14 protein-coding genes and 1 pseudogene are annotated in these 12,668 nt (G+C 54.3%); 7 read left to right on the top strand and 8 right to left on the bottom strand.

The genetic code is table 11. The features are described from left to right. Nucleotides 1-9 precede the first annotated feature (9 nt). From EL645_RS25290 to EL645_RS25275, 4 genes are all read right to left on the bottom strand, one after another. Nucleotides 10-1,245: a hypothetical protein gene (locus EL645_RS25290; RefSeq protein WP_126553371.1), complete on the bottom strand. Its 1,236-nt coding sequence runs from the start codon at nt 1,243-1,245 to the stop codon at nt 10-12. 33 nt (nt 1,246-1,278) lie between these two features. Further along, nucleotides 1,279-1,542 (bottom strand): hypothetical protein, encoded by a 264-nt coding sequence (locus EL645_RS25285; RefSeq protein ID WP_126553369.1) that lies wholly within the window; start codon nt 1,540-1,542, stop codon nt 1,279-1,281. A 283-nt stretch (nt 1,543-1,825) separates the two neighbouring features. Then, the gene (locus EL645_RS43085; protein WP_246035471.1) at nt 1,826-2,593 is read right to left on the bottom strand and encodes a cysteine hydrolase family protein; all 768 of its coding nucleotides are present in this window, start codon (nt 2,591-2,593) and stop codon (nt 1,826-1,828) included. 245 nt (nt 2,594-2,838) lie between these two features. After that, nucleotides 2,839-3,339 (bottom strand): flavodoxin family protein, encoded by a 501-nt coding sequence (locus tag EL645_RS25275; protein ID WP_126553367.1) that lies wholly within the window; start codon nt 3,337-3,339, stop codon nt 2,839-2,841. A gap of 303 nt (nt 3,340-3,642) precedes the next feature. On the opposite strand from EL645_RS25275, the gene EL645_RS25270 reads away from it, so the two are divergent. The 4 genes from EL645_RS25270 (at nt 3,643) to EL645_RS25255 (ending at nt 7,455) form a co-directional block, all read left to right on the top strand. Continuing rightward, nucleotides 3,643-4,254 (top strand): TetR/AcrR family transcriptional regulator, encoded by a 612-nt coding sequence (locus EL645_RS25270; protein WP_161977678.1) that lies wholly within the window; start codon nt 3,643-3,645, stop codon nt 4,252-4,254. 111 nt (nt 4,255-4,365) lie between these two features. Then, nucleotides 4,366-5,583, top strand: a complete 1,218-nt coding sequence (locus EL645_RS25265; RefSeq protein ID WP_126553363.1) for a cytochrome P450 family protein — start codon at nt 4,366-4,368, stop codon at nt 5,581-5,583. A 127-nt stretch (nt 5,584-5,710) separates the two neighbouring features. Next, a complete protein-coding gene (locus tag EL645_RS25260) occupies nt 5,711-6,364 on the top strand; it encodes a TetR/AcrR family transcriptional regulator (protein ID WP_126553361.1) in 654 nt (217 codons plus the stop codon). 74 nt (nt 6,365-6,438) lie between these two features. Beyond that, nucleotides 6,439-7,455, top strand: a complete 1,017-nt coding sequence (locus tag EL645_RS25255) for an alpha/beta fold hydrolase (protein ID WP_126553359.1) — start codon at nt 6,439-6,441, stop codon at nt 7,453-7,455. Nucleotides 7,456-7,760: 305 nt separating this feature from the next. Here EL645_RS25255 and EL645_RS25250 read toward each other — a convergent pair whose 3' ends face one another. After that, a complete protein-coding gene (locus EL645_RS25250) occupies nt 7,761-8,252 on the bottom strand; it encodes a DinB family protein (protein ID WP_126553357.1) in 492 nt (163 codons plus the stop codon). A gap of 229 nt (nt 8,253-8,481) precedes the next feature. On the opposite strand from EL645_RS25250, the gene EL645_RS25245 reads away from it, so the two are divergent. Continuing rightward, nucleotides 8,482-8,901: a nitroreductase family deazaflavin-dependent oxidoreductase gene (locus tag EL645_RS25245; RefSeq protein WP_126553355.1), complete on the top strand. Its 420-nt coding sequence runs from the start codon at nt 8,482-8,484 to the stop codon at nt 8,899-8,901. A gap of 336 nt (nt 8,902-9,237) precedes the next feature. Here the strand turns inward: EL645_RS25245 and EL645_RS25240 are convergent, their stop codons facing one another. From EL645_RS25240 to EL645_RS44530, 3 genes and pseudogenes are all read right to left on the bottom strand, one after another. Then, a complete protein-coding gene (locus EL645_RS25240) occupies nt 9,238-10,875 on the bottom strand; it encodes an FAD-dependent monooxygenase (RefSeq protein ID WP_126553353.1) in 1,638 nt (545 codons plus the stop codon). 35 nt (nt 10,876-10,910) lie between these two features. Further along, nucleotides 10,911-11,318, bottom strand: coding sequence for a TetR/AcrR family transcriptional regulator C-terminal domain-containing protein (locus tag EL645_RS25235; protein ID WP_371865759.1), 408 nt, complete (start codon nt 11,316-11,318; stop codon nt 10,911-10,913). A gap of 54 nt (nt 11,319-11,372) precedes the next feature. After that, nucleotides 11,373-11,444, bottom strand: a pseudogene (locus EL645_RS44530) (hypothetical protein); the annotation flags it as partial. Between the two features lie 313 nt (nt 11,445-11,757). On the opposite strand from EL645_RS44530, the gene EL645_RS25230 reads away from it, so the two are divergent. Then, a complete protein-coding gene (locus EL645_RS25230; RefSeq protein WP_126553349.1) occupies nt 11,758-12,309 on the top strand; it encodes a hypothetical protein in 552 nt (183 codons plus the stop codon). Nucleotides 12,310-12,325: 16 nt separating this feature from the next. Next, complete coding sequence (locus EL645_RS25225; RefSeq protein ID WP_126553347.1) at nt 12,326-12,664, top strand: GIY-YIG nuclease family protein; 339 nt, start codon at nt 12,326-12,328, stop codon at nt 12,662-12,664. Nucleotides 12,665-12,668 lie beyond the last annotated feature (4 nt).

Genomic DNA, 12,668 nt, shown 5'->3' with positions numbered 1-12,668 from the left:
GCTCTTTGGCTATCGTGAGGGCATTGACCAGGCTCTGCATGCACTGGCCAGCGTCTGGTGGTCGGCGCAATCGATCTCGGGGAAAAGCACATCATAGCTGGTGTCGATGGACGTGCCCAGCTTCCCTGCGCGCCGGGCCTCCAGCAACACGCGATCCAGGATCGTGCGCACGATATATTTGAGGATCTTCTGCCGCCGTTGGAATCTGAGCAGGGCAGGCAGTCCCATCTCGGCGGCGGTGGCTCGATTGCCCTGCGAGGCATCGCTCAGATAATGCTCGGGCAGGCCAGCACCGACCGCGATCATCAACTTGAGCGCCCGGCCATCCTCGCGGGCATCATTGGCATTGATGGCTGGCTGTACCGCCGTCCATTTCTCGGACTCATTGTGCAAGAGCACGCTGCCCGGCTCGGGTGGATAGCTATACTCCATGCGCTTGCGATCAATCGTCTTCTTATCGGCGCCGCTCAGCTGCACATCCCACAGAAAGGCGCCTTTATATTTATTGATGCGCACCCTATCCGTCAACCAGTCCTTATAGCGCCGCAGCCAGGGTAGCAGCGTCGCCAGGTCCGAGCGCCCACGCTTGGCATTGGAGACCTTATTGATCGCGAATTGCACCATCTCGGTCCCGGCCTGGAACCACTCGCCCTCGCTATCTACGGCCTCCACTCGCATTCTAAGCTGCTCAGGACTCACCAGCTGCGACACATTCTGTCCCAGCGGGCGCCGATGAAAACGTAAGGGTGTCTCGACATCCTCCGGATCGGTCTCGATCAGGTCGATCAGCGAAGGATCAATCAGCCGTAGCCTGACGCTGCCATCATAGGGATTGACGAAGAAGCGCACAAAGATCTCCCCATACAGCGCCAGCTCCTGGCATAGATCATAGATGCGCTCATCCATGCGGTTGGCCGGATCATGCCAGAATTGTTGCAGCAGGCGCTGCACCTTCTTGTGGTTGGCCTCGATGCTGATCCCTTTGCCCAGCACAAAACTGGTGGTCATCTCAATGATCGCGGACGCCAGCGGGTTGGCGTTCCAGGCCTCATAGCACTGATTATGCAGTTCCAGATACGTCGCGGGCACGATATCCTTCAAAGCGAAATCGTCGCTCAGCCGCCGCCAATAATAATCCTCCTCTCCACCCAATACATTGCGTCCCCAGGTCAGATCTTCCTGCGTCAGCCCGGCCAGATCCACCTGCTCGGCTATGCGCTGCCGCCTGCTCCTACGCCGACTCATAACAACATCACCTCCTCACCAGCAGCCCAACCACTACTTCTTATTCTTATGTTGCTTCTCATTGGCCTTCGCCACCACCGGCGTCTTCGACTCTGCTTGTCTCACCGGTGGCTTGTTGGCCACGGCGTTCGCCCGCCCACGTCCAAGACTGCGACAGGTATGGCACACCAGGCGCTTCGGCTCGCCGGCCGCCACAACTTCAGCGGTAGCAACGGGATACAATGGGGCCACGCTCTGCCCACAATACGCGCAGTGGCGCCCTCCATGTTGAGAATTACTATGTACAACGTCAGCCATATAAAAAAACTCCTCATCCTCTACTAAACCGGGGGAAGAAGATTGATACGCAGAATCTGTTGTATACCGTACCAATCTTCGAGGTTAAACAAGCAAGTGGCCTGTCACCTTGCGAAGAGATCAAAGGGGACCACGGCGAAAGGGGCCGGGGACAGCTCCAACACCACCAGTAGTACAGGCCAACTACTACGCTACGAACTATACATCTAAATCCCGCAATTGTCAACATAAATACATTCAAACCAACAAAAATCAACAAATATAAGTATTTATCCAAATAAACCTAAAATTCTTTCCGCAAATCGCGCTCCAAAAAAGAATAGAAAGCGCCGCCGTTAAAGCAACGACCTGTACGTGCGGGGCTTGCCCCCGCTTCCTCCCTACCTGCTCGAAAAATCATAAATAACAACGACCTGTACGTGCGGGGCTTGCCCCCGCTTAATCCGTTCTCGCATGAAAAATTAACAATAATAATGCTATACATCTGGAAATCGCGTTTATTGTCGCTTTTTCGAGCAGGGAGGGAGGAAGCGGGGCAAGCCCCGCACGTACAGATCGTTGCTATTGTTGCATTTGATTGCCAGCCTGGTTCCTCAATGAAAAGTATTGACCTTGCAGGTGCTTTTGCTCTTCTAATCAGCGATAACCATCTCCACACACCCAGATTGCCCGCCATGCGAGTGGTAGTTTCAACACAATGGTTGGTCGTTAATCCTCCTATCACAAGTGTCGTGATCTGTCGCTCTCGCAGCAACTCTTCAAGCGGCGTCCCGATAAAAGCACTGTTCACTTGTTTGGTAATCAGTGTTTCCCCTGGCTGTACTTGCTCCTTCAAGGCATAGCCTGGATTTGTAGGATGCAAGGGTGAAGCAGTAAGGCGTGACTGATGTTGGACATGGATGATCGGCCATTGTTGAGCGCGCCAGGCTTGTAGCAGGCGCACAATATTAGCTTCTGCCTGCGGATTATTGCGTCTGCCCCAGTATGGATCATCAAATCCCTGTTGCACATCAATAATGAGTAAAGCTGCATTAACCAGTGAAAGAACCATAAGTAATCCTCCTAAAATAGTGTTAAGAGAAGTATATATTGTCTTCAGGCAAAACATGCTATAATTTCTTTAGCAAAAATAGCATATGCATTAAGATACTATGGAGAAAAGTCATGCCCACCAAAGATTATTCACTTGAGCTTGATGATATAGCACTGTACAAATAATAAGGGATCGACAATAAGCCGCTCCCTTTTAAACTTCGCCAAGGAAACATATCCATGCCAGCCCGCGAGAACAGATTTTTATACCAGCGATGGATTATCTATTAAAGACTCTTTCTGCGCACACAACTCTTTTGCCCAGCTGGTCGCTCGCTCAAGCTCTCCATGCTGCAAGGGTCCTTCTTTATCCTCAACAATAAAGCCCTCGGGTTCTGCGATCAGCCTGCCGCCTTTCCGCGTTAAAACTTTTGCGATCCGCCCGGCCGCATAGTGGATAATACTTATCAATAGGCGTATTCCGATCCCGTGATCTTCAGCTGAGAAGCGCGTATCAAACGCAGCAACACTTATACCTTTGAGTGCATCGGCAGGCAGTTGCTTTAAAAACTCCTCAATGGCAACGGTAGGTCTACCACCATGGACCGGCGAGCCTACAATCAGGAGATCCGGTACGCTGAATTCAGCAGCGTTCACATCTACTACACTCTGTACTTTCACATCACCTGTAATGCCATCAGCCATGGCATAAGCAATCTTCTCAGTATTGCCATACATTGAATCGTAAATTATTAATGTATTCATAGCATTTTCACCTTTCCGACTGCTCGCAAGCAGGATGACTCAACTTTTCATACCCGCTAAAAGCGTATAGCATGCGCATCACATTGACACTATCATTGTCAGCGCTGGCCTCTCATTTACATCACAACCTGTTTTCTACATCATCAGGGCCGCTTATACTCTCCCTCAATGAATATTGAAGCCTGTCCTCTTTTTCAGTTGCCTTGACATTGGGCGCTAAATTCAGCATAATGAATACATATTCATTTATGCTGAATGACGATTCATTCAAGTGAACGAGCAATCATTCATCAGGGAGAGAAAATGACAACACCACCCGATCCTATCCAGGCACAACTCATCGCTGCGCGCCGCAACCAGATTCTGGATGCCGCGACAAAGGTGTTCGCGGACAAAGGCTTTCATCCAACGACGATCAAGGATATTGCCAGGACGGCGGGCATCGCGGACGGCACTATCTACAACTACTTCGAGAACAAGACAGCCTTGATGCTCGGCATTTTCGATCGCTTGAATGAGACAGACCGACGGGCCGAAGATCTTTCGCAGTTTACGACCGGGGACTTTCGCGCTTTTATGCGCACCTACCTGCGCCACCGTTTGACGTTCCTGCAGAATGATAACTTTGAGGTGCTCAGGGTCGTTATTGCGGAGTGTATGGTCAATAAAGAACTGCGCGAGCTTTTCAACCAGCAGATCCTTGCACCGACTTTTGCTGTGGCCGAAGAATACTTCCAGCAGTGGGCGGCACAACATATCGTCAAACCGATCAATATCAGCCTGACCATGCGGGCCATCTCTGGGATGGTGCTTGGCCTGATTGTGGAGCGCCTCATGGGTGACCAGCCCCTGGAGGCGCAATGGGATGAACTGCCAGCTTTTCTAACTGACCTGATTATGGATGGGCTATTGTAGTATCCACCGAGCGGATCATGAAAGTATGCTCTTTGTAGCCATGTGCCTTGCTTCTACTATATCTGTAAGGTCAAATAGGTGTGGTGAGAAAACACCAGGGGGTACAAAATCATGACGATTACACAGGTTGATGTGACCAGCGCACAATTCAAAGCCAATCCGTTTCCATTTTATGCTCAACTACGGGCCGAGGCGCCTGTTTTCCCGGTGACCATGCCCAAACCCATCAAGCGCCGGGCCTGGCTGATTACACGCTATGACGATGTGCGCGATACCTTGAAAGATCCGCGCTTCGCCAAAAATCGCCGCAATGCCATGACGCCGGAGCAGCTAAAGAAGATGCCCTGGATTCCTCCGATGTTCAAGTCGCTTGAGCAAAATATGCTTGACCTGGACAGCCCTGACCACACCCGCCTGCGGGCACTCGTCCACAAGGCCTTTACGCCACGCCTGATCGAGCAGATGCGCGACCAGGTCCAGACTTTAACCAATCAGCTGTTGGATGCGGCCGAGCCACAGGGTGGCATGGACCTGATTGCTGATTTCGCGCTGCCGCTGCCGCTTACTATGATTGGACGCATCTTAGGGGTCCCGGCTGAAGATAATCCTAAGTTTCATCGTTGGACAAAGGCATTTCTTGCCACTGGCAACAACACGAACTTACTGGCCCTCATTCCCACCATCATGCGCTTTATGGGCTACTTGAAGAAACTCACCCGTGAGAGGCGCGCACATCCCCAGGATGACCTGATCACGGCCCTGGTCCAGGCTAAAGATGGTAGCGATCAGCTGAGCGAAGATGAGGTGCTGGCGATGATCTTTCTGCTGCTGGTCGCAGGCCACGAAACTACCGTCAACCTGATTGGCAGTGGCTCATTAACGCTGTTAGAACATCCCGACCAGTTGGAAAAGCTGCGTAATCAGCCGGAAACCATCAAGCCTGCGATTGAAGAGTTGCTGCGCTTTGTCTGCCCGGTTGAAATGGCCACCGAGCGCTATGCACGTGAAGATATCACGGTTGCTGGCACGACCATCCCGCGTGGTGAACTGGTACTGGCCGTGATCGGCTCGGCTAACCGTGATCCAAACTACTTTGAGCATCCTGATGTGCTGGACATCACGCGCGAGAACAACCGACACCTGGCATTCGGCCTGGGTGCGCATTATTGCCTGGGTGCTCCATTGAGCCGCCTTGAAGGGCAGATTGCTATCAACACCCTCGTCCAACGCATGCCCAACCTGCGCCTGAACACCAACCCCGCACAAATTCGCTGGCGCGGCGGCTTCATCCTGCGCGGCCTGGAAACCCTCCCGTATCCTTCTAGTTGATAAGGGGCCATAAGCGGGCATTGCAGACCGCCTATGGCCCCATCATCATCTTTCACTCCTTGACATCTTCCCTCTGATTATTTTATAGTGAGTTATTAGCTGATAACCTTATTAGACAGGAGCGGCCATGTCACAGGATGCACGCAAAAAAGGCGAGCCACGGGAGGCCGGCGAGACACGTCGACAGATCCTGCAGGCGGCCCAGCACTTGTTCGCGGCCCACGGCTATCGAGCGGTGACAACGCGGCAAATTGCCGAGGCCTGTGGCATCACGCAGCCCGCGCTCTATAAACACTTCGGAGATAAGCAAGACCTCTATGTGTCTATGCTGCTTGGCGAAGTGGCGCAGGTCAAAACAGCCCTTGAGCGCATCGTGCAGCGCGAAGCACCCATCCCTGAGCGCTTGCGCCTTACGGCCCTCTACCTGCTCAATAACACACGACACGATATAGGTATGATGACGCACGATATGAGCACCGAGCTCTCGCAAGATAGACAACATATACTCGAACACGCCTTTGTCGATGGCCTGGTCCAGCCTATTGCCGCTCTCTTTGAGGAGGGAATGCGCCAGGGACTGATGCGTTTACCAGGACAGGACAGCGTCAGTCCACAGATGGCCGCCCTGCTCTTCCTGAACATTATTGATCTGTTTACAGCCCAATCATTTCAGGATATGGCCGCGGAGCCTCGCCGCAGTAAGACTGAGCAGGCCCGCCTGATCGTCCAGCTATCCTTATATGGTATGGCGCAGCGGCAAGAACGGCTCGATCCGCTCTAGTTCTTTTTTGTCTTGTAGTTATCAAGCTATAACCACAAGTTCATTATAATCTTGTTGTTTGAGGATAAATAACTATGACAATTATTAACTTTCATAAAAAACGGACCTGGATAATGCTAGCTGGCCTGGCCGCCCTCACAGGCCTCTTCTCGGCTCTGCGAGAAGGGAAGCTAGACGATCCAACCGTTGATTACACCATTCATGGCTTCAGCAGGCGCTCCCTCAAGACGCCCGTAGGCAAGCTAAATTACTACGAGGCAGGCACAGGCCAACCCCTTATCTTCCTGCACGGCATTGGTGCCGGGGCCTCCTCCTGGACATGGAGCAAAGTAGCGCCGGCCTTCACTGGCCAGTACCGCGTGATCGTCCCCGACTGGGTCGGCTGGGGCCTCTCAGAGCATCCACGCCGCTACCTGCTCTTCCCCGATTATGTCGCGCAACTCAACGCGCTGCTGCAACACATCGATCAGCCCACCCATATCGTCGCCCAATCGCTCGCCGCCGGCTTTGCCGCTGCCTGCGCCCACGCCACCCCCGAACGCGTCGCCTCCCTGATCCTCATGACACCCACCGGTGGCAAAGACGATGTCAAATTCGTACCAGGCCACATCCTCTCCCTCCTCGCGCGCACAGAACCACTCAACCTGCTCTTCTATCGCACCCTCTTCCACCGCCGCTTCATCCTGCGCTCCTGGCTAGAATCCGAAGGCTTCTACGACTCCAAAGCCGTCAGCCGTCAGATCGTCGCTGGCTTTCTCTATTCATCCCGTCGACCTAATGCCGCCTACTCCGTCCTACCCTTCCTCTCCGACGCCCTACGCTACGACATCACCCCCTACATCCGCAACCTCCCCGTCCCCGCCATCATACTCTGGGGCAGTCAGGAAAGAACCACCGGCCGCCAGACGGGCCAGCGCCTCGCAGCCCTCAACCCCAACATCCCCCTCACCATCATCAAACGCGCCCGCACCAACTTCGAACTCGAACTACCAGCCCAAACCACCGCCCACATCCAAACATTCCTACACACCACCCCCCAATCCCTCCACCCCCTAACCTCCTCCCAACCCCTCCACCACACAAAAAAATAAAACAAACGCACGAAAAAGCCCTGCGTAAAAAGCAGGGCTTTTTCGTGCTGCACACCCCTCCATACCCATCTCTGCCTTTCCTACCCATCTCTGCCTTTCCTACCCATCTCTGCCTTTCCTACCCATCTCTGACTTTCCTACCCATCTCTGACTTTCCTACCCATCTCTGACTTTCCTACCCATATTAATTGCAGAAAATGCGCAAAGCGCATTTTCTGCAATTAATATAAAAGTTTCGGGCGCGCCAGCGCACGCCCACAAAAAACAACATGACTCCCATAGTTATGGGAGTCATCCGCCCTCTTTTAAAGATCGATGGCAGGCACGCCATGCATACCAAGGGCGAGAGAAATCTCCCCACCATGATGCATATCATGCTCCAAAACATGCCAGATAATCCACTGCCGCGAAAGGGCAGGCCGATCAGGCCGACGATGTGGATCAGCAAAGGTCTGAGCCAGATCCTCCGTCTTCCAACGCTCCAGCGCCGACCAAATCACCTGCCAGCTACTTTCCAGACCCGCGACCAGCTCAGAAGCCGGGCGTAGTGGCTCCATACTATCATCCCAGGCACCTAAAGCAGCAATCTCTGGACCACCCTCACCCATCCAATAGTGAAACCAGCCAACACGCGTCGCCACGATATGCGTAGCCACCATACCCACCGACCACATATGTGGCGCGGCCCGCAATCCCAACTGCTCCATCGACAGCGACCCTATCATCTTCACCAGATGTTGCTGATACACATCCCAGCCGCGATAATAGCTACTCAACGACAAATTTTGATCGCTCATGAGAAAATCCCTTTCTTACCTGTTTATCCACCATTGTAAACCCTGAAGCGGGCATTAACCACCCTGATTAACTTCTTCGCCAAAAACCTGGAATTTATCAAAATAAGGGTGAGATTTGTCCGCCTTTGCGCATATACTCTATACTGTGATAGAACAAAAGAAGCTATATTGCATTCTCACAACCATAGACCGGGCACACGTGCCCATAGTAGAAAGGACAAACCTTACCATGAGCGAGTGGACAAGCGACAAAGTCAAAGATTGGAATAAGCAGATCGTAGCCGAGTTTCGCGCCAATGACGGTAAAGTTGGAGGACAATACGAGCACGCATCCTTGCTCCTCCTCACAACCACAGGCAAGAAGAGCGGCGAGCCGCGCATCACTCCGCTGGCCTACCAGGCCGATGGAGACCGCCTGATAGTAGTTGCTTCCTTCATGGGCTCACCCAAACATCCCGCCTGGTATCTCAACTTAAAGGCCAACCCCGAAGTCACAGTCGAGGTCGGTGGCGAAACCTTTGCCGCAATCGCCAGCGACACCGACGACTCGGAACGCGAAGAGCTCTTAAAAAAGTGGCCCTTCGTCCAGGAGCACCAACAACAAACCAGCCGCCAGATCCCATTCGTCGCCCTCCAACGCATCAAATAAATCCCGGCCCACGCGTAGGTGCGACCCTCTGCGGTCGCTTGCCACCCTCCGCAGAGCGGCGGCCCCGTATCCCAACGCAACGGTACCTCATGGCATTCTCCATTCCTCCACGCGGTGCCCAAAAGCATCGTCCGCCTTTGGGCACCGCGTAAACCGAGGTATCAAAGAAAAGCAACCACATGGTGAAGATACCGGGCCCCACTAACGGTGGGGCAAGCGACCGCAGAGGGTCGCACCTACGGAGGGTCGCGCCTACGGAGGGTCGCACCTACGGAGGGTCGCACCTACGGAGGGTCGCACCTACGGAGGGTTTTCGCTTTTCTTGTCGCATAGCATCTATCGCACAACATACGCCGTTGGCAAGAAATGTGCGCACAGATAGCGCTGCAATGGCTCGACCGCGATCGGCTGGCTGCGCAGGCTGAGATAGCCATCCGGACGCACCAATACCAACCCTTCTTCGGCAATCCCATAGCGCCGGGCAAGGCTACCATCTGGATCGTAATAGGCCTGCCCACCATCGCCATCTGGCTGGCTGCGCAGGATCGGATAGACATCCAGCACCTCCTGCCAGCCGCTCAGCGTACTCTGCAAGTCGCGCTGAGCCTCGCTATCTCGCCGCGCGAAGATCAGCAGCGCATGCTTCGTACCCGTCAACAACTCATAGAGCCGTGCGGGCGCGCCCTCGCTACCCACGCGCAGCAGACCATCGGGGGCGCGATCCCCTACTTTAAGCTGACTATAGCTCGGCTTGATCTTCTCGTCACGATATTCACTGGCCAGTGGCCCATGTCTATACGAAACAGCCAGCTCCGAGGCGGTGCTGGTAAACACTTCTTGCGTCATCCTCAGCCTCGTGACACGGGGCATGATCGTATCGCGTGTCGCCGTAGCCAGGGGATTATGCATCAAGGCCAGCCGGGTCAGACGCCCGGTTCCCTGCAAGAGTTGGCGGCCGACCTCTGATCTTTCGCTGGCATAGCTCTCTAGCAAGCGTGCAGGGGCATGTCCCTGCACGATCAAGGCCAGCTTCCAGGCCAGGTTAAACGCATCTTGTATCCCGGTATTCATGCCCTGCCCACCAATCGGGGAGTGAATATGCGCGGCATCACCGACCAGCACCACATGCTGCCACACATAGCGATCCACTTTGCGCTGGTTGATCTGGTAGCGGGCCAGCCAGGTCGGGTCCGACGCGCGCGCGCCTTCAGGACCACAGGCATCGATGGCCCTCTGGATCTCATCCATGGTGATCTCGCCCTGCGGCTCCTCGCCCGGCTTGTAGGCGATAATGAAGCGGTGCTGCCCATCGGGCATGGGGAAGTAGGCGATAAAGCTGCCATGGTTTAAGCGCGCAAAGGCCTGGTCGGACGGAATGTCCCAGTGCATACGCACATTGCCGGTGGCAAAACTCTGTTCAAATGTCTTGCCCACAAATGTGGCCCCCACCAGGTGGCGCACCACACTATGGGCACCATCACAGCCCGCCAGCCAGCGCGTGCGAACGTGTTCCTCTCCTCCATCGGCGTGCCGCAACACAGCCTCAACCCCATCAGCCCGCTGCTCCAATCCGACCAGTTCAATGCCACGCTCAATCTCTCCACCCAATCCAAACACATGCTCGGTCAGGATAGCCTCGGTCATAACCTGAGGGGCCATCAGCACATAAGGATAGGCGCTATCGATCCGCCGAGAAAAATCAAAGGATGCCAGCTGGCGACCTTCGCTATAGATGCTAAAGGCTGGTACCCGCACGCCGCGCTCAACCAGTTCCCCGGCTATGCCAGACGGGGTCAAGAGCTCCAATGTACGCGCCATCACCCCCAGCGCTTTCGTATTCTGCGAGGGCTCGGCAATCTTATCGATAATCCGTGGCCGTATCCCCCGGCGCAACAACTCATGCGCCAATGTAAGTCCACTGGGTCCAGCGCCAACAATCAAAACATCACTACTTGAGAAAGTCTGAGAGGACATCGTGTTTTCCCTCCTGAATGCATAAAGTAGCCAGACTAGATCGCCGCCGGTGCCAGAGCTCGCATCATAACCTCTACAATGGCATCGGCACGCTCAAGTGCTACAGGCGATGCATCCTCGCCAGCAAAAAAGACATCGAGTAGGGCATATGTCAACAAGCCACCCAGCAAGGCATGGCTAACGGCATCCAGATCAATCTCAGCCACTATCTTATGTTCCCTGGCCTGCTGCAATAGGGTGGCCAGAATCGTCAGCCCACGCTCCGGCACAGCCGCTTTAAACAATTGGCCAATCTGCGGAAAGCGTGGCGTTTCGGCCATAATAATGCGCAGCAATGCCAGGTATTCAGGCTGCATCATTACCGACAAAATCTCTCGCGCCACCATCGTCAAAGCCACCCGCAACGTCTGCAAATCCCGCGGCCCCGGGAGCTCCGCCAGCACCGCGGCCGGATGTGCCTGTTCCAGCGTCAAATGCTCCAATACATCCACGAACAGCGCCTCCTTGCTCGCATAATGGCGATACAACGTCTCCTTGGAAGCCACTCCCGCCTCAGCCATAATCGCATCCGTGCTCGTCCCATAAAGCCATACTGCAAAAAAAGCCGATGAGCCGCCCCCCTCAACTGCTCCCGCGTCCGCAACGACCGCTTACTCGCCTTACTATCCATCGTAATCTCCGATCGCATCGTACTGTACGGTACGATTATAAACCATCCCACAGCCAGAATCAACCCCTGGCATGCTTCTTTCTCTACTCGATAAACAACCATAATCCCTCATTGCTAACTAACGTTAGTTGAGTTATAATATAGTTGCGCGCCAGTGCTATTCAATATTATTAGCCTGGCGAATGATGATAGAGGAGGAAGGAGAACCAGGCATGGCTCTCTTTGATGATAATTTAGCGCAGGAGGTCGTCAGGCTGCTGCAGCGGCGCTACCAAAGCTTAGGGGCCGCGCTGGGAGTTGCGGATACCTCAATCCCTTTGCAGCAAGGGAACGGGCTGAGCCCTTTGCAGCGCGATCTGCGGCTGTTGATTGGCATCGCCAATGGCGAGTTCCAGCGCACCCCTGAGCGTGTGCAGCAGGCCGAGCTGGCTTTGACGTGCCTGCAGGAATTACTGCTGGGCAATGCGCTACAAAGCAGGGCGCCGTTCCCGGAAGACTTTTGGAGGTCGGACATGGGTATCCTGTTCTCGCGTGTGCGCTGGTGGATCTCGGTCGATGACCTGATTACGATTAGCAATGCTGCGGCGCTGGCCTTTGGCGCCAATACGCAGGCCAATCGGATGCGTATCGTGCGCGCGATTGACAATGGGATATTGAGCTCGTTTCCCGATCCTTCGGTGGCGAATCCCCAGCAGAATAAGCGTGTGTTACGCTCACAGGTCGAGCGGTTGGGCGAGCAGCGTCGCTTGCCCGCTATAGAATAGAGGAGCTAGCAAACTTATGAAACGTAGAAAAGAGATTCAGCAGGCCTATAAAGAGCGTAAGATCGTCGGCGGCGTCTATACTATTACAAACAAACAGACCGGCCAATACTTGATCGCCCATACCGCTAATCTGCGTAGCGCGCAGAACCACTTCCAGTTCGCGGTGGCGACCGGCTCAACGGTCCATCCACGGCTACAAAAGGATTGGAATGAACTGGGCGCTCAGGCTTTTACGTTCAAGATTCTTGAAGAGGTCGAACAAAAACCGGATCAGAGCTCGGCCGCTTTTATGGATGATCTGCGCACGCTTGAGGAGCTGTGGCGCGCCAATCTGGATGCGACAAAGGCATATTGATCGG

Source organism: Dictyobacter kobayashii (genome assembly GCF_003967555.1).
Taxonomy (GTDB): Bacteria; Chloroflexota; Ktedonobacteria; order Ktedonobacterales; family Ktedonobacteraceae; genus Dictyobacter; species Dictyobacter kobayashii.
Note: the sequence above shows the minus strand (reverse complement) of the source record. Positions and strands in the feature narration are given on the sequence as shown.

Bases quoted from the DNA above. Each gene is read 5' to 3' on its own strand.
- EL645_RS25290 (WP_126553371.1), bottom strand. From the start codon at position 1,245: ATGAGTCGGCGTAGGAGCAGGCGGCAGCGCATAGCCGAGCAGGTGGAT.
- EL645_RS25285 (WP_126553369.1), bottom strand. From the start codon at position 1,542: ATGGCTGACGTTGTACATAGTAATTCTCAACATGGAGGGCGCCACTGC.
- EL645_RS43085 (WP_246035471.1), bottom strand. From the start codon at position 2,593: ATGGTTCTTTCACTGGTTAATGCAGCTTTACTCATTATTGATGTGCAA.
- EL645_RS25275 (WP_126553367.1), bottom strand. From the start codon at position 3,339: ATGAATACATTAATAATTTACGATTCAATGTATGGCAATACTGAGAAG.
- EL645_RS25270 (WP_161977678.1), top strand. From the start codon at position 3,643: ATGACAACACCACCCGATCCTATCCAGGCACAACTCATCGCTGCGCGC.
- EL645_RS25265 (WP_126553363.1), top strand. From the start codon at position 4,366: ATGACGATTACACAGGTTGATGTGACCAGCGCACAATTCAAAGCCAAT.
- EL645_RS25260 (WP_126553361.1), top strand. From the start codon at position 5,711: ATGTCACAGGATGCACGCAAAAAAGGCGAGCCACGGGAGGCCGGCGAG.
- EL645_RS25255 (WP_126553359.1), top strand. From the start codon at position 6,439: ATGACAATTATTAACTTTCATAAAAAACGGACCTGGATAATGCTAGCT.
- EL645_RS25250 (WP_126553357.1), bottom strand. From the start codon at position 8,252: ATGAGCGATCAAAATTTGTCGTTGAGTAGCTATTATCGCGGCTGGGAT.
- EL645_RS25245 (WP_126553355.1), top strand. From the start codon at position 8,482: ATGAGCGAGTGGACAAGCGACAAAGTCAAAGATTGGAATAAGCAGATC.
- EL645_RS25240 (WP_126553353.1), bottom strand. From the start codon at position 10,875: ATGTCCTCTCAGACTTTCTCAAGTAGTGATGTTTTGATTGTTGGCGCT.
- EL645_RS25230 (WP_126553349.1), top strand. From the start codon at position 11,758: ATGGCTCTCTTTGATGATAATTTAGCGCAGGAGGTCGTCAGGCTGCTG.
- EL645_RS25225 (WP_126553347.1), top strand. From the start codon at position 12,326: ATGAAACGTAGAAAAGAGATTCAGCAGGCCTATAAAGAGCGTAAGATC.